Origin of the sequence: Rhizobium sp. RAF36 (assembly GCF_052114105.1) — a bacterium.
Classification (GTDB): Bacteria; Pseudomonadota; Alphaproteobacteria; order Rhizobiales; family Rhizobiaceae; genus Rhizobium.
This window is the reverse complement of record NZ_JBFREC010000002.1, coordinates 288,107-304,390: the sequence shown is the minus strand read 5'-3', so window position 1 is coordinate 304,390 and position 16,284 is coordinate 288,107. Positions and strand designations below refer to the sequence as shown.

15 protein-coding genes are annotated in these 16,284 nt (G+C 61.5%); 9 read left to right on the top strand and 6 right to left on the bottom strand.

Features of this window, described 5'->3' with window-relative positions; translation table 11 throughout:
• The first annotated feature begins 162 nt into the window (after positions 1-162).
• The 4 genes from rph to hemW are packed head-to-tail and all read left to right on the top strand — an operon-like array spanning position 163 to position 3,160.
• Positions 163-882 (top strand): ribonuclease PH, encoded by a 720-nt coding sequence (rph, locus tag AB4Z25_RS07410; RefSeq protein ID WP_112538413.1) that lies wholly within the window; start codon positions 163-165, stop codon positions 880-882.
• Positions 879-1,295: a VOC family protein gene (locus AB4Z25_RS07405; RefSeq protein WP_112538412.1), complete on the top strand. Its 417-nt coding sequence runs from the start codon at positions 879-881 to the stop codon at positions 1,293-1,295. The genes rph and AB4Z25_RS07405 overlap by 4 nt, the downstream gene beginning before the upstream one ends.
• Before the next feature lie 8 nt (positions 1,296-1,303).
• Positions 1,304-1,948 (top strand): RdgB/HAM1 family non-canonical purine NTP pyrophosphatase, encoded by a 645-nt coding sequence (gene rdgB, locus AB4Z25_RS07400; RefSeq protein ID WP_112538411.1) that lies wholly within the window; start codon positions 1,304-1,306, stop codon positions 1,946-1,948.
• 9 nt (positions 1,949-1,957) lie between these two features.
• A complete protein-coding gene (gene hemW, locus AB4Z25_RS07395) occupies positions 1,958-3,160 on the top strand; it encodes a radical SAM family heme chaperone HemW (protein ID WP_112538410.1) in 1,203 nt (400 codons plus the stop codon).
• A 3-nt stretch (positions 3,161-3,163) separates the two neighbouring features.
• Here hemW and AB4Z25_RS07390 read toward each other — a convergent pair whose 3' ends face one another.
• Positions 3,164-4,084 (bottom strand): DMT family transporter, encoded by a 921-nt coding sequence (locus tag AB4Z25_RS07390; protein ID WP_112538409.1) that lies wholly within the window; start codon positions 4,082-4,084, stop codon positions 3,164-3,166.
• Positions 4,085-4,291: 207 nt separating this feature from the next.
• Between AB4Z25_RS07390 and gcvA the strand changes: the two genes are divergently transcribed.
• Positions 4,292-5,176 carry a transcriptional regulator GcvA gene (gene gcvA / locus AB4Z25_RS07385; RefSeq protein ID WP_112385230.1) on the top strand — a complete coding sequence of 295 codons (885 nt, stop codon included), beginning with the start codon at positions 4,292-4,294 and terminating at the stop codon, positions 5,174-5,176.
• Positions 5,177-5,353: 177 nt separating this feature from the next.
• The gene (gene fhuF, locus AB4Z25_RS07380) at positions 5,354-6,118 is read left to right on the top strand and encodes a siderophore-iron reductase FhuF (protein ID WP_112385229.1); all 765 of its coding nucleotides are present in this window, start codon (positions 5,354-5,356) and stop codon (positions 6,116-6,118) included.
• Between the two features lie 24 nt (positions 6,119-6,142).
• On the opposite strand, the gene AB4Z25_RS07375 is transcribed toward fhuF, so the two are convergent.
• The 5 genes from AB4Z25_RS07375 to mutM all read right to left on the bottom strand — a co-directional run bounded on the left by AB4Z25_RS07375 (position 6,143) and on the right by mutM (position 11,933).
• Positions 6,143-7,225, bottom strand: coding sequence for a saccharopine dehydrogenase C-terminal domain-containing protein (locus AB4Z25_RS07375; protein WP_112514122.1), 1,083 nt, complete (start codon positions 7,223-7,225; stop codon positions 6,143-6,145).
• Positions 7,226-7,356: 131 nt separating this feature from the next.
• The gene (dnaA, locus tag AB4Z25_RS07370; RefSeq protein ID WP_112538632.1) at positions 7,357-8,907 is read right to left on the bottom strand and encodes a chromosomal replication initiator protein DnaA; all 1,551 of its coding nucleotides are present in this window, start codon (positions 8,905-8,907) and stop codon (positions 7,357-7,359) included.
• Between the two features lie 878 nt (positions 8,908-9,785).
• On the bottom strand, positions 9,786-10,064 hold the full coding sequence (gene rpsT, locus AB4Z25_RS07365; protein WP_112385227.1) for a 30S ribosomal protein S20: 279 nt from the start codon (positions 10,062-10,064) through the stop codon (positions 9,786-9,788).
• A 194-nt stretch (positions 10,065-10,258) separates the two neighbouring features.
• Complete coding sequence (locus AB4Z25_RS07360) at positions 10,259-11,032, bottom strand: enoyl-CoA hydratase (protein ID WP_112385226.1); 774 nt, start codon at positions 11,030-11,032, stop codon at positions 10,259-10,261.
• Between the two features lie 10 nt (positions 11,033-11,042).
• A complete protein-coding gene (gene mutM, locus AB4Z25_RS07355; protein ID WP_112538408.1) occupies positions 11,043-11,933 on the bottom strand; it encodes a bifunctional DNA-formamidopyrimidine glycosylase/DNA-(apurinic or apyrimidinic site) lyase in 891 nt (296 codons plus the stop codon).
• A 152-nt stretch (positions 11,934-12,085) separates the two neighbouring features.
• Between mutM and ubiE the strand changes: the two genes are divergently transcribed.
• From ubiE to AB4Z25_RS07340, 3 genes are all read left to right on the top strand, one after another.
• Positions 12,086-12,862 carry a bifunctional demethylmenaquinone methyltransferase/2-methoxy-6-polyprenyl-1,4-benzoquinol methylase UbiE gene (gene ubiE, locus AB4Z25_RS07350; protein ID WP_112538407.1) on the top strand — a complete coding sequence of 259 codons (777 nt, stop codon included), beginning with the start codon at positions 12,086-12,088 and terminating at the stop codon, positions 12,860-12,862.
• A 170-nt stretch (positions 12,863-13,032) separates the two neighbouring features.
• On the top strand, positions 13,033-14,607 hold the full coding sequence (ubiB, locus tag AB4Z25_RS07345; protein WP_112538406.1) for a 2-polyprenylphenol 6-hydroxylase: 1,575 nt from the start codon (positions 13,033-13,035) through the stop codon (positions 14,605-14,607).
• 93 nt (positions 14,608-14,700) lie between these two features.
• The gene (locus tag AB4Z25_RS07340) at positions 14,701-16,284 is read left to right on the top strand and encodes an aromatic amino acid ammonia-lyase (RefSeq protein WP_112538405.1); all 1,584 of its coding nucleotides are present in this window, start codon (positions 14,701-14,703) and stop codon (positions 16,282-16,284) included.

The window sequence follows — 16,284 nt, the reverse complement described above, 5'->3', positions numbered from 1 at the left end:
TGATGACAATCTGCAAAATATAATCAATCTCGCCCGCGTGGCAAAAGGGAATTTGCAAATGACCGCGGCCAATCGTAGAAGCGGGGCAGCATCACGAAACAACGCATGATCATGCCGTGCCGCCACTCGCGGCCTAACGGCTCATGCATCAGGAGACAGAGAATGCGGCCGTCAGGCAGAAAAACCGACCAGATGCGCAAGGTCAGCTTCGAGCGCAACTTTTCCAAGCACGCCGAAGGCTCCTGTCTCGTGAAATTCGGCGACACGCATGTGCTGTGCACGGCAAGCCTCGAAGAAAAGACGCCGCCGTGGCTGCGCAACACCGGCAAGGGCTGGGTCACATCCGAATACGGCATGCTGCCGCGCGCCACGGGCGAGCGCATGAAGCGTGAAGCGGCGACCGGCAAGCAGGGCGGCCGCACGCAGGAAATCCAGCGCCTGATCGGCCGCTCGCTGCGGGCCGTCGTTGACCTCACTGCGCTCGGCGAGCGCCAGATCACCATCGACTGCGACGTCATCCAGGCCGACGGCGGCACGCGCACGGCCTCGATCACCGGTGGCTGGATCGCGCTTTATGACTGCCTGAAGTGGATGGAAAGCCGCAACATGATCAAGGTCGATCGTGTTCTCAAGGATCACGTCGCGGCCATCTCCTGCGGTATCTTCGCCAGCCAGCCGGTCATCGACCTCGACTATATCGAAGATTCCTCGGCCGAAACCGATGCTAACTTCGTCATGACGGGTGCCGGCAGCATCGTCGAAATTCAGGGCACGGCCGAAGGCACGCCGTTCAGCGAAGCCGAATTCGCATCGCTGATGGGCCTCGCAAAGAACGGCATTGCCGAACTCGTGGAACTGCAGAAGCAGGCAATCGCCGGGTGAACGACATGCTTGAGGGCATGCTGGAAACGGCGCTTTACGCGAAGGACCTGGATAGAGCCGAAGCTTTCTATGAAGGCATTCTCGGTCTTTCCAAGATCACGCGGGCTGCCAACCGGCATGTCTTCTTTCGGTGCGGTCCTGGGGTGTTGCTGATCTTCAACCCGGACGAGACGGTCAAGCCACCGGCGCCGGGCGCGCTTCAGGTTCCGCCGCACGGCACCAAGGGAGCGGGCCACGCCTGCTTCCGCGTTTCGGCCGGGAATATCGATGCTATGGCCGCCCGGCTGACGGCGGCGGGCATCGCCATCGAATCCGAAGTTCACTGGCCGAATGGCGGCCGCTCGATCTACTTTCGCGATCCGGAAAGCAACAGCCTGGAATGCGCCGAAGCCCGTATCTGGGGCATCGAATAGGAAACAGAATGCGCAAGCTCGACACCAAGACCATCATTGTCGCCAGCCACAACGCCGGCAAGATCCGCGAAATCCAGGACCTGATCGGCCCGCTGGGTTTCACAGCCAAGTCGGCAGCCGAGCTCAATTTCGTCGAGCCTGACGAGACCGGCACGACCTTCGAAGAGAACGCGAAAATCAAGGCGCTTGCCTCCGCCAGCGCTGCCAACATGCCGGCGCTGTCTGATGATTCCGGTCTGGTGGTCGATGCGCTCGGTGGCGATCCCGGCGTCTATACGGCCAATTGGGCCGAGACCGCCGATGGCACCCGCGATTTCGCAATGGCGATGCAGAAGGTCGAGACGGCACTCGAGACAGCTGGTGCGGCAAAGCCCGAGCAGCGCACGGCCCGCTTCGTCAGCGTTCTCTGCCTTGCATGGCCGGACGGCCATACGGAGCTTTTCCGCGGCGAAGTCGAAGGCACCGTCGTCTGGCCGCCGCGCGGCACGCAGGGTTTCGGTTACGATCCGGTGTTCCAGCCGCAAGGCTACGACACCACCTTCGGCGAGATGAGCGCCGAACAGAAGCATGGCTGGAAGCCTGGGGATGAGCAGGCGCTGTCGCATCGTGCGCGCGCCTTCAAAATCTTTGTCGAAACCTGCCTGGAAGCGTAAGGTCGGCTCGTGGACGATCTGAACAACCTGACTTCGCTGCGTGATGCCAAGCTTCTGCCGGATACCGGGGAGCCCGGTTTCGGCGTCTACGTGCACTGGCCCTTCTGCGCCGCGAAATGCCCCTATTGCGATTTCAACAGCCATGTGCGCCACCAGCCTGTCGATCAGGAGCGCTATGTTGCGGCCTTTCTGAAGGAGATGGCCGCGATCCGCCAGTTGAGCGGGCCGAAGACGGTGACCAGCATCTTCCTCGGCGGCGGCACGCCCTCGCTGATGAAGCCGGAGACCGTGGACGCAGTCCTGAACGGCATTGCCCGGGAATGGCACGTGCCTTCGGGCATCGAGATCACCATGGAAGCCAATCCTTCGAGCGTCGAGGCAGAGCGGTTCCGCGGCTATCGCGTTGCCGGCGTCAATCGCGTCTCGCTCGGCGTTCAGGCGCTGAACGATCGCGACCTGAAATTCCTTGGCCGCCTGCACAATGTCGAGGACGCGCTGAAGGCGATCAAGCTGGCGCGCGATATCTTCCCGCGCATGTCGTTCGACCTCATCTACGCCCGGCCCGACCAGACGGTGAACGAATGGGAACGCGAGCTCAAGGAGGCCATCTCCTATGCCGTCGATCACCTGTCGCTCTATCAGCTGACGATCGAGGAAGGCACGCCTTTCTACGGCCTGCACAAGGCCGGCAAACTCATCGTGCCTGACGGCGAGCAATCGGCCGTGCTCTACGAGGCAACGCAGGAGATTACCGAGCGCGAGGGCATGCCGGCCTATGAGGTGTCCAACCACGCACGCCCCGGCGCCGAGAGCCGCCACAACCTCACCTATTGGCGCTATGGCGACTACGCGGGCATTGGCCCAGGCGCCCACGGCCGCCTGACCCGTGGCTCCGAGAAGCTCGCCACGGCAACCGAGCGCAAGCCGGAATCCTGGCTCGAAATGGTCGAGCGTGACGGACACGGCGTTCTTGAAGAGGAGCGGCTCGGCTACGAAGAGCAGTCGGATGAATTGCTGCTGATGGGCCTGCGGCTGAAGGAAGGCGTCGATCTCGCCCGCTGGCAGCAGCTCTCGGGACGCGATCCGGATCCGGCGCGCGAGGAGTTCCTGCTGGAACACGGCTTCATCGAGCGGCTCGGCAATTCGCGGCTTCGCTGCACGCCATCGGGGATGCTGATCCTCGATTCCGTCGTCGCCGATCTCGCCTGCTAATTTTCAGGCCGCGCGCTTGCGGCCGAGTGCCAGCAACCGCCCGTCGATCGCCGCAAGGCCGATGGCAATCATCGCCATGCCGATCAGATGCTTTGTCTGCAGCTGTTCTCCCAGAATCAGCGCGCCGAGCAGGATGGCGCTGACCGGGATCAGGAAGGTGACAAGCATCAGATTGGTCGCACCCGCCGTCGCCAGAATCCGGAAGAACAGAATGTAGGCGATCGCCGTCGAGAGGATGGCGAGGCCGAACAGCGCCACCCAGGTTTCAGCACCGGGCATTGCCAGCGTCCACGGACGGTCGGCGATCAGGGCGATCGGGATCATCAAAACAGTAGAAGCCGTGACCTGGCCGGCAGCCGGCAAGAGCGGCGGCATGCCCATGGCGCGGAAGCGGCGTCCCCAGATCCCGGCGAAGGAATAGGATATCGCCGCGCCGAGGACGGCGAGCTGCGCCAGCACGTTCGAGCCGAGATCATGCAGCGCATCGAAGCCGATCATATAGGCGACACCGGCAAAGCCGACGACGACACCGATCAACCGGTTGGCCGTCATTTTCTCATCCGCCGTCAGGAAATGGGCAACGACGACGGCGAAGAGCGGCGTCGTGGCATTGAGGATCGAGGCGAGCCCGCTGGCGATATGCGTCTGACCCCAGACGATCAGGCAGAAAGGGATCATGTTGTTCAACACGCCCATACCGAAGAAGGCGATCCAGCTCTTGCCATCGCGCGGCATGGCGTGGCCCATCATCCGCACGATCAGATTAAGCGCGATGGCGGCCAGCAGCACGCGGCCGGTGACGATGGTGAAAGGCGGCAACGCCTTGACCAGGATGCCGTTGAAAAGGAACGAGCCGCCCCAGAGCAGGGAGAGAACCAGCATCATGCCCCATTCGGCCAAGCCCATCTGCTTCTGCATCGTCATCCTCCATCGCATGCAAGCGTCATAGAGCTGCCAGGCGGCACCGGCCACCCGATTCCTGCAGACGCAGCATGCGGCTATCTTCGATTTATTCTCGTCCGAGACCGGCAGGCAATGTGCATTGCAGATCCATTTGATGCTGATATTATTTCGATAATCGGATCGCCACAAACGAGTCTTTTTCGCCTTACACTTTAGCTGAGCTAAATCATGAGCGACTATCTACCCTCGCTATCGGCCTTGCGGGCCTTCGAAGCAGCAGCCCGGCACCTCAGCATGACGCTGGCAGCCCGGGAGCTGAATGTGACACCCGGCGCCGTCAGTCTGCAGATACGCGATCTGGAAGCCGCGCTTGGTGTGCAGCTGTTCGACCGCAAGCCGCGGGCGCTGGCGCTGACCGTCGAAGGCGCCGACTACTTCACCACGCTGAGGGCGGCATTCCGGCTGGTGCGCGAAGCGACGGCGGCGATCACGGCCCGGGCGCGCGGCGCGATCCTCAACGTCACCTGTACCGCCGGGTTTGCCACCTACTGGCTGGTGCCCCGGCTTGGCCGGTTCGAAACACTGCATCCGGAGATCGACGTGCGGATCAGCGCCTCACACCGCGTCCTCGATTTCCAGCGCGACGGGATCGATCTGGCGATCCGTCATGGGCTCGGCGGCTATGAGGGGCTGGTCAGCGAACGGCTTGTCGATGACGAGCTCGTGCCGGTCTGCATACCCAAGCTTGCCGGAGAGCTCGGTGATCACCCAGCTCCCGCGGCGCTGGCGCCCTTCACGCTGATCCACGACGTCTACCGCCATGACTGGCAGCTCTGGCTGGAGGCTGCAGGCGCGGCCGGCGTTGACGCGGCCCGCGGGCCGATCTTCATGCATGGCAATGGCGCCTATGAGGCGATGAAGGCCGGTCTTGGCTTCGCGCTGATGCGACGCTCCTTCGTCGACACGGAGCTCAAGGAAGGCGCCGTCATCGCACCCTTTCCGATCGGCGTCGCCAGCCGCCTCGCCTTCCACCTCGTCTATCCGGGCGCCGCCCTTGAACGCCCGGCCGCGGCCGCGTTCCGCCGCTGGCTACTCTCGGAGGCGCATAGCTAGGCACGTCGATAAATCAAAGGTGAATTATTTAGTCACCTTTATCTTCCTTTTCGCTGATGGTGCGGTTATCAAGCAGTGACTGCCTGCATTGAAATCGAACGGTGCCATGAATATCCGTTGTTCTGCCATTCCATCTGTATGGCGCGCTGAGGCGCGCTCCTGCCGCATGGCCAGCACATGGCGGTGATTGCAGCCACAGAGGCCCTGAGAGGCGCCTACCGCCCGTCAGAGCGGCTTGCGTCACTGTTTACCGGCGAGCATGCGTGGTGTGCCGAAAAGCTCATGCTGTCGGCGGACCTGGAAGGCGCGATGCCTCTCAACAGCTTCTTCACCGGCGGAGCGTTGGAACAAGCAATCGACCGATATGCCGCCATCTCGGGTGGAACCGACCGCCGTGCTGCCGTGTCGATGTGGACGCTCTACTACTTTGCCGGTCTGACGATCGCCTATCTGATTGCGAGGCGCGCCGGGGGCCGGCGGCTGCCGGTTGCTTTCGATGAGATGACCATTGCGCTCAACGAGGACGGACTGCCGCGCGCCTTCGGCGTGCCGCATAGCGGTTGGGATGATGGCGCTGCCCGCGGCTCTTTCGAGGCGATTGATCCGCTTCTTGAAACCCATCTCTTCAAGGCCGTAGGCCAGCTGGTGAAGCACGGCATTTCCGCCAAGCTCTGCTGGAACAATGCGGCCGTCTATATCGACTATGCGCTGCGGCTGACCGCAGACAAGGACGACCCCGACCTGGCCCAGGCCGACCTGCCGGTTTTCGTGCGCGGCTGCCTGCCCGATGGCGGCGTCAATCCGCTCTCCGGCTGTATCCGGCACGTGGAGGAGAACGGCGAATGCGTGGCGCGCCGAAAGGTCTGCTGCCTTCGCTATATGCTGCCCGGCATACCGAGCTGTGGCAAGCTCTGTGCGCTGCCTGAAAGACGCAACCAGTAGCTCAAACTTGATCTTCGCCTGCGCCTAATGCCTGCTGGCGCTTCTGGCCTTGAACAGGCTACCGGTCGGGGTCTGCAGGAAGGTGTCGAGCGGGATATGTTCCTGGTGCAGGAAACCGGTCGATGGCAACAGTCCGTCGCGCACCATTTCGATGACGGCGACGACCGAGGCTGATGTGGTCCAGGCGATTGCCGTCCGCCTCTCTCCAGCGACTTCGATCGGATAATAGGCCCTGACGAATTCCTTGCGGCGCAGACTGCCGCGCTCGGTGCCTTCGGCGGCGACATGGACGTAGACGACGTCGTCATCGACGGGCGGCTTGGCGTCGGTCAGGATCTGGCCGGCAAGCTTGCGCTGGTCGCGCATCAACAGTTCGTGGAAGAAGAAATTCATCAGCTCCATGTGGCCGGGATAGCGCATGGTCTTGTAGTCGAGGTTCTCGACCTTGCCGAGCAGCGTATCGCACATGGTTCCGAGCCCGCCGGAGGTGGTGAAGGCCTCGAGCTTGACGCCTTCGACATAGATCGTCTCGTGCCACTCCATCGGCGAAACGAGCTTGCGCACACCGCCCTCGATAACCTCGCAATCGTTCAGATATTCGTTGACCACGCCTTCGGGCGACCAGTTGAAGGCATAGCCCAGAAGCCCGGTCGGATGCTGCGGCAAGGCGCCGACGCGCATGCGGATCGAGCGGCAGCGTTCGAAACCGTCGGCAAGGCTCGCGCCGACGATGCCGACGAAGCCCGGCGCCAGACCGCATTGCGGCGCCATGAGGCCGCGCGCGGTCTTCGACAGCTCGATGATGAAATTCGTCGTCGGCACATCTTCGGTGAGATCGAAATAGTGGACGCCGGCAGCATGCGCAGCGCGAGCAAGCGCGATGTTCAGGTGATAGGGCAGGCAGGACAGGACGGCCTCGACGCCGGAGAGGAGTTCGGCCGCAACAGCGGCGTTCGAGATGTCACCGGTCCGGCAGGTGAAGGGCACATCCGACAGCGGAAGCTGGGCATCGACGCCGGTGACCTCGAAACCGCCTTCATGCAGAAGCGTTGCGGCGAGACGTCCGACCTTGCCGAGACCGACAACGGCGATTTTCCTGAAGCTCATCCTGTTCCCTCCCAAGCAGCGACCGCTTCACTTTGAGCCGTCTTTGGAGGGGATGTACAGAATAAAAGGCCCGTAAAAAGAAAAGGGCCGGGATCGCTCCCGGCCGCAGATTTCCAGCGCTCAAGGGCGCGCTATTCGTTGATCAGGCGCTTCAGCAGCTCGATCTCGTGCGACAGCTTGGTGTCTTCGGAGATCAGTTCCTCGATCTTGCGAACGGCATGAAGCACGGTCGTGTGGTCACGTCCACCGAAGCGGCGGCCGATCTCCGGGAAGGAGCGTGGCGTCAGCGTCTTCGACAGATACATGGCGATCTGGCGCGGCTTGACGATGACACGCGTGCGGCGGTTCGAGACCAGTTCCTGGCGCGAGACATTGTAATGGCGCGCGACGATGCGCTGGATGTCCTCGATGCGAACACGGCGCGGTTCGCCGGAGCCGACCAGATGCGCGAGAAGCTCATCGACGCGTTCGATCGACAGGTTGGGCTCGAAGGAGCGGCGGAAGATCAGCTGGTTGAAGGCGCCTTCCAGTTCGCGGCCGCTGGCGGTGACGCTGCGGGCAACATGCGACATCAGCTCGGCCGGAATTTCCAGCGACGGATCTTCGACGCGGGCAACGGCCAGACGGCGCTTGAGGATCTCGAGACGCATCTCATAGTCCGGACCGTCGAGCTCGATCGCCACACCGCCCTGCAGGCGCGAACGGACGCGCGGATCGAGCGATTCCAGCTCCCAAGGGGCGCGGTCGGCAGCGACCACGACCTGCTTGGCGCTGTCGAGCAGCATGTTGAGTAGGTGGCAGAACTCGTGCTGGATCATCTTGCCCTGCAGGAACTGCATGTCGTCGATGATCAGGAGGTCGATGTTGCGCAGCGAGTCCTTCAGCGTCAGCGCATCATTGTCGCGGATCGCCGTTGCGAAGCGCCACATGAAGTATTCGGCCGTCAGATAGACCACGCGCAGGGCGCGGGGGTTCTGGACAGCAGCATTGGCAATCGCCTGCAGCAGATGCGTCTTGCCGAGGCCGACCGTCGAATGAACGAAGAGCGGGTTGAAGCGCACGGCGCCCTGGCCTGCTTCCGCGATGGTTTTGGCAGCTGCCAATGCAACGCGGTTGGAGCTGCCCTCGACAAAGGTGTCGAAGGTGAAGCGGGAATCCAGCGGCGAGCCGAACAGCGGCTGGCCGAAGGTTACCGGACGTGCCGCTGCTGCAGCGGAAACGGCCTGCTGGACGGCGTGACCGGCCGGCTGGGCCGATGCCGGACGGCGGATCGGCGTGACCTGTGAGGACGGCTCTTGGGTAGCCACCTCATCGGCAGGCTTGACGCCAGCGCGCGTTGCGGTGCGCACGAGAATTTCGACTTTCAGGATTTCCGCATCTTCCTGCTGGAACAGGCTGGTGATCAGATCCAGATAACGGTTGTTAATCCAGGACTTCAGAAAGGTCGTCGGAACAGTAAGCCGTACGACGCTCTTGGAGACCGAATGAAGCTTCAGACGCTGGAACCAGCTTGCATATACGTCCGGGCCGACCTGTGCCTTCAGACGGGCGCTAACGCGCTCAAAAAGTACGCCATGTTTCATGTCTCCCTTTTCTCCTGCCGCCTCAAGCGAAGTAGAGCCAAATGCCGATGCCTTGTCCCCGTTCTCAAGTGCACCCGCTGCCATAGAATTCATCTGCATCATGCCGCCTTCCAATTTCATTTCACCGGGCGGTCATCCGAAAAAACGGCCGCCCGATCAATTTTCCCCGTTAGACAGGCTGGCGTCCCCTCATGAGCCGCAGGCTTGCCGGTTCACTCAATACAGATGTCCCAGCTCCAAAAGAGAGCGGCGCAGAAACCCGTGGCGGAAACCGCCATCATGGGGCCTCCGTCATGTTGTCTCCTAACCGTACTGGCTGGCGGCCCTCGTTCGCCCGCTAACCAACCGGAACACAAATGTAGTTTCCCCATCCCCTTCGGCTTCACCTTAAACGTGCAGCCGTCGAGCGCACAAAAGCTATCCGTTCCGAGACCAGCCACGGCCGCGGTGCAAATATGCTCAAGTGCTTGAAAAAACGGAGAGATAGACTGCTCCGCGACAAAAGATACAAACTCATCGCCCTGCCGGTATGGCAGTTAAGACTGAACCTTTTCAGGTGATGTCCGCGCCCTTTGCTGGAAGTCATTTAGGCAGGATCGGTTGCGGATATCAACGATGAATTTTACGCAAAATTAAGGAGGGGCCATTGACTCCGGGCACCGGTTTAGGGCGTCACGCCGGTGTCAAAAAAGAATCGCAGAAGAATCAATGAGATTCCCAAAGTGGGTATTTTCGACACGCTATGAAAGAAAAAAAATAAAAATCCGCTTGACTCATTTCGCCCCCCTTCCGGAGGGGGGAGAGTCGCGCGGCGTTGAAAGAACCTAGCGCAAGCATTTGATATTAAACGATTTTTAGTGTCATCCGCCCGACACGAAATCGTCGCTGAATTCGCCATACAAAGGCCAGATCGCGGAATCGAAAAAGCCCGGTAAAATTACCGGGCTAATCATAACGAGCAGTTCGTTAACGAAATGTTATGCGCTTGCGGACGCCGAGAGCGTCTTCAGACGGGCAGCAAGACGCGAGATCTTGCGGGATGCCGTGTTGGCGTGAAGGACGCCCTTGCTTGCGGCGCGTGCCAGTTCCGGCTGCGCTGCGAGGAAGGCTTCCTTAGCCTTGGAAGCGTCGCCGGATGCGAGTGCCTCTTCGACCTGGCGGACGAACGTGCGAACGCGCGAGCGACGAGCCTTGTTGACGTCGGTGCGGCGGGCGATCTTGCGGGTCGCTTTTTTCGCCGAAGCTGTATTGGCCATGGATGCCTCTCAAAAGAATTCGAACAAAACTCCGCCATCACCGCGGGCCCTGCGGCCACAATATCCAGCAATGCGGGAGCATAATCGGAAAACCAGAGCGGCTTCCCGAACCGTGGGCGGGCATATAACTCTAAAGCCGGGCCGCGTCAACGCGGATTTTCACGGAAACGCAGCCTTTCTCCACTGAATGCCCATCAGCGGTGCTTGAAGTCTGGTTTACGCTTTTCGATGAACGCCGTCATCCCCTCTTTCTGATCGTCGGTGGCAAACAGGCTGTGAAAGAGACGGCGCTCGAAACGCAGACCTTCTTCGAGCGTCACCTCGAAGGCGCGGCTGACGGCTTCCTTGGCCATCAGCACCGATGGGCGCGACAAGGAGGCGATCTTGGCGGCGGCCTCCAGCGCCTCGTCGAGCAGGCGCTCCGGCGCCACCACACGCGAAACGAGTCCCGCGCGCTCGGCCTCGGCCGCATCCATCATCCGGCCCGTCAGCACCATATCCATCGCCTTCGACTTGCCGACCGCCCTTGTGAGCCGCTGCGAGCCGCCCATGCCGGGAATGACGCCGAGGGTGATTTCCGGCTGGCCGAACTTGGCCGTCTCGGAAGCGATGATGAAATCGCACATCATTGCCAGTTCGCATCCGCCGCCGAGTGCGAAGCCGCTGACGGCGGCGATCACAGGCTTGCGTGCCTTGGCAATCTCGTCCCAGCCGCCGATGAATTCGGCCTTATATATATCGGCGAATTCGAGCGGCTGCATTTCCTTGATATCGGCGCCTGCCGCGAAAGCCCGTTCTGAGCCGGTCAGGACGATCGCGCCAACGGCGTCGTCGGCATGAAAATCCGCATAGGCCTGCTTCAGCTCGCTCAACACCCTAGAATTCAGCGCATTGAGGGCCTGCGGCCGGTTCAGCGTGATCAGGCCGACATTGCCGCGGGTTTCGACGATCAGGGTTTCGTAGGCCATGCGTTTCTCCCTATTTCTGGCAGACGGGGCAATAGAAGGTGGAGCGGCCCGCCTGGACGATACGCGAAACCGTACCGCCGCAGCCGGGCGTGCGGCAAGGATCGCCTTCGCGGTCATAGACCGAGAAGGAATGCTGGAAATAGCCGAGCGAACCGTCCGTCTGGATATGGTCGCGCAGCGACGAACCGCCGGCCTTGATCGCATCGGCGATCACATCGCGGATCGACGAGACGAGCAGCTCCAGCGATTCTTTCGGCTTCCCGGTCTTGGTGACCAGCGTTTTCGCGGCTTGTGTCGGCAGGATATGCGAGCGCCATAGCGCTTCGCAGACATAGATATTGCCGAGACCGGCGATATTCTTCTGATCGAGCAGTGCGCTCTTCAATGGCTGCGCCTTGCCTGCGAAACGTTCGGCGAGATAGGCGGCGCTGAGTTCGTTGCCTGTCGGCTCGGGTCCAAGGCCAAAAAGGAACGGATTGGTCTGCAGTTCCGAACGCTCGGCAATATCCATGAAGCCGAAACGGCGGGGGTCATTATAGATGACGCGCCTTGGTCCCTTGCTGCTCTCCAGATGGAAGATAGCGTGGTCGTGCTTCTCGTCTTTCGAGCGCTCGTGATGGAAGTCGCCTGGTACGGCTTCCTGAGGCCCCTCCTCGATCCGGAAGGAGCCGGACATGCCGAGATGCGAAATGATGGTCTTGCCGCTATCGAGATCGATCAGCAGATATTTGGCGCGGCGCCCGAGACCGATGATCGTGCGGCCGGTGACATCGGCCTCGAATTTCTCCGGAAACGGGAAGCGCAGATTGCCGCGGCGAAGCTCCAGCCGCTCGATGCGCGCGCCCTCCATCGCGGGGGTCAGGCCGCGCCTGACGGTTTCGACTTCTGGCAATTCCGGCATCGTTACCCATCTGTAGCTAAACGTATTTCAACCGCTGGCGATGTGCGCTATAGCGCCAGAAGGCCGCGGCTTGCGATCCGCGCCTACAGATAGCGTCCAAAGCATCGTTTCGCTATGGTCGCCGCACCGATTTCGAGTAACGGAGTTTTCCGATGTCAGACAGCCGCACTTCCGCCGATGGCGGCATGGAAACGTCCTACGGTTTCCGTGAAGTGTCGAACGGCGAGAAGCAGGGCCTCGTCAACGAGGTCTTTCACAAGGTCGCCAAGCGCTACGACATCATGAACGACGTCATGTCTGCCGGCATGCACCGCGTCTGGAAGGACGCGATGATCGCATCGCTGAACCCGCGCAAGGAACCGGGCTACAAGGTGCTCGACGTTGCCGGCGGCACCGGCGACATCGCCTTCCGGATCATCGAAGCTTCCAACCGGCTGGCGCATGCGACCGTGCTCGACATCAACGGCTCGATGCTCGGCGTCGGCGCCGAGCGGGCCGAGAAGAAGAAGCTCTCCGACAATCTCACCTTCGTCGAGGCCAATGCCGAAGACCTGCCGTTCGAGGCCAACAGCTTCGATGCCTATACGATCGCCTTCGGCATCCGCAACGTGCCGCGCATCGACGTGGCGCTGTCGGAAGCCTATCGCGTGCTGAAACGCGGCGGACGTCTGCTCGTCCTCGAATTCTCCGAAGTTGATCTGCCGCTGCTGGACAAGGTCTATGATGCCTGGTCGTTCAACGCGATCCCGAAGTTCGGCAAGGCGATCACCGGCGATGCCGAGCCCTACCAGTATCTGGTGGAATCGATCCGCAAGTTCCCCAACCAGGCGAACTTTGCCGCGATGATCCGGGGCGCTGGCTTTTCACGCGTGTCATATACGAATTATACCGGCGGCATTGCAGCCCTGCATTCTGGCTGGAAGCTCTGAGGGAAAATGGGAATAGATACGGTTCCTCCCTCATTCCTGTGCTTGTCACAGGAATCCAGTGCGCCCAAGTCCTTGGGCGCGGGAGACTCTCATGAGATTGCTGCTTTGTTCACGGCGCAGACGCGCCGTAACTGGATTCCTGTGACGAGCACAGGAATGAGGGCAGCCGCATGAGTGCTTTCGGCGCATATTTCCGGCTTTGGCGCGTCGGCTGGGTGCTGGTGCGCGAGGGTGTCGTATCGGCCCTGCCGTCCGAAGGGCTTCCGCCCGTGGTGGCGCTTGCCAAATCCTTCGTCAGCATTTTCGAGCGCAGCAAGGCAAAGCGGCAGAAGCGCAGCGACCGTCTGGCGCAGGCGGTCGAGCGGCTTGGCCCTTCCTATGTCAAGATCGGACAGTTTCTGGCAACTCGGCCCGATGTCGTCGGCGTCGATTTTGCCAATGATCTGTCGCAGCTGCAGGATCGGATGACCTTTTTCCCGATTGCGGCGGCAAAGGCCAATATCGAAGGCTCTCTCGGGCGGCCAATCGAAGAACTCTACGCAAGCTTCGGTGATCCGATTGCTGCGGCATCGATCGCCCAGGTTCATCCGGCGGAAGTCGATGGCACCGACGGCCGCAAGAAGGTGGCCGTCAAGGTTGTCCGGCCCGGCGTGCGGCAGCGTTTCGGCCATGACATCGAGGCGATGTATCTCGTCGCCCGCCTGCAGGAACGTTTCATGCCCTCCAGCCGGCGTCTGCAGCCGGTGGAAGTCACCAAGACGCTGGAGCAGACCACCAAGGTGGAGATGGATCTGCGCCTCGAGGCGGCAGCCCTTTCCGAGATTGCGGAAAATACCGAAAAGGATCCGGGCTTCCGGGTACCGAAGGTCGATTGGGAGCGCACCGGCCGCGACGTCATCACAATGGAGTGGATCGACGGCGTGAAGATGTCCGATGTCGAGGGGCTGCTGGCCGCCGGACACGATTTGAACGCGCTTGCCGATACGCTGATCCAGTCCTTCCTGCGCCATACGCTGCGCGATGGCTTTTTTCATGCCGACATGCATCCGGGCAATCTTTTCGTCGATGCGCAGGGCATGATCGTCGCCGTCGACATGGGGATCGTTGGACGACTCGGAAAGAAGGAACGGCGCTTCCTGGCCGAGATCCTCTACGGCTTTATCACCCGCGACTATATCCGTGTCGCCGAAGTGCATTTCGAGGCCGGTTACGTTCCCGGCCACCACAATGTCGAGAGCTTTGCGCAGGCGATCCGCGCGATCGGCGAACCGATCCACGGCCAGCCGGCAGAGACGATCTCGATGGGCAAGCTTCTGACGCTGCTCTTCGAAGTCACCGAGCTCTTCGACATGCAGACGCGGCCCGAGCTGGTGATGCTGCAGAAAACCATGGTCGTGGTGGAAGGCGTGTCGCGCATGCTCAATCCGCGCTTCAACATGTGGAAGGCGTCCGAGCCTGTCGTCGGCGAATGGATCCGCAACAACCTCGGCCCGAAGCGCATCGTTACCGATCTGAAGGACGGGTTGAAAGCGGCCGTGAAGCTTGCCGAAGCCGTGCCCGAGATCGCCGCGCAGACGGAGAAATTCCATCACCAGCTGCTGCACATGAGCGAGCATGGATTGCGCTTCGACGAGCAGACCACTGAGGCGATCGGCAAGTCCGAGGCACGGCACAACCGCTCGGCCCGGATTGCTCTCTGGATAATTGCCTTGACGCTTCTCTATATTGCCTGGACGTTGAGCTGACTTCAGGCAAAGCAAATGCATGCTGTGTTCGGCATTTGGGATATCCCATGGTGTGACGCACTCGCTTAGTCTCGGCTTCAAGGAGACCAGCAGATGAAGCATGAACGCCCCGGCATAGAATTGTCCGGCCAACCTCTCGGCTTTGCGGAGATGGTGAGGATCGGATCGGGCAAAGTGGCGCTTTCTGCTTCGGCAGCAGGCATGGCACGAATCCAGCACGCCCGCTTGATCGTCGAAGCGGCCATCAATTCCGGCGTGCCGGTCTATGGCTCGACGACAGGCGTCGGCGCCATGAAGGATGTCGAGTGGTCGAATGACGAGCTCGAAGCCTTCAATCTCGGGCTGGTGCGCGCTCACCATTTCGGCACCGGCACTCCCTTTTCCTGCGCCGTCGTGCGCAATGCGATGGCGATCCGCATCAATACGGCGCTGACGGGCCAGGTCGGTTGCACGGCGGAACTGATCGAAGCCTATATGCGGCTTCTCGACGCCGATCTTATTCCGCTGGTGCGCCGGACAGGCTCGATCGGCTGCGCCGATATCGGCCTGATGGGCCAGATCGGCGCAGTGCTCACGGGCGTTGGCGAGGCCGTCTATCGCGGCAAGCGCATGCAGGCGGCCGAAGCGTTCCAGGCGGCGGGGTTGCAGCCCGTCAGGATGGCGCCGCGTGACAGCCTGGCTTCGCTCAGCGTCAATGCCGTGAGCTTTGCCGCCGCCGGCGAAGCGACCCGCAATGCCGCCGCTTCGATCCGCGTCCTTCTTGCGACGGGCATGATGGCAGCCGGTGCGCTTGGCGCCTCACGCGACCCCTGGAAGGCCGTCCGCCATGTCGGCACGGCCCGCGAGGCGCTAATCGGATCATGGCTTTGCAACGCCTCGGACCCTTGGGACTGGCCGGTCGCAACGCATGTTCAAGACCCGCTGAGCCTGCGCATGATCGCGCAGGTGTTCGGCGCGGTGATCGAAAACCTTCTCTCCACCGGACATAAAATTCTGGCTGCGACGGGCCGTTCCGACGACAATCCTGTCGTCGTCGAGGGCCGGGTGATGACATCGGGCGGTTCGCTGCCGCTCGACGTGACGATCCTGCTTGAATCCGCAGCGCTCTGCATGGCGCACGCGGCGCGCAACGCCTTCAACCGTTGCGTCATCCTCGGCAATGGCCAGCGCCGCGATCTGCCTGTCAATCTCGTTCCTCCGGGCAAGATCGCCACAGGCTTCGGCCCGATCATCAAGCTCGCCGGTGAAATCTTCTCCCGCGTGCTGTCGATGTCCAATCCTGTCTCGGCGCAGTCTCTCGTGGTGGCGGCCGGTCTTGAAGACGAAGCTGCTTTCCTGCCGCTCGTGATCGAGCGTTTCGAACGCCAGACGCGCGCACTCCGCCGCCTCGCGGCATTGGAGGCCCTATTGTCTGCGCAGGCCGCCGATATCCTTGGCGACAAGCCGAAGGGCGTGGCGGGGATGATCTATGAGGTCGTTCGCAGCCATGCCGAATTCTATACGGTGGACCGGCCGCTTTCGGCGGAGGTCGAAGCGATCGAAGAGGACCTGGGCTCTGACGCCTTTGTCTCGAAGCTGATAGCCGAAATGCCAATCGCCTCCTTCGACGATTTCTTCGCGCTCGGCTCGCTGGAGCGCATCGAAGAACGGCTCGCCACCGAGCCGATGGTTCTCTGA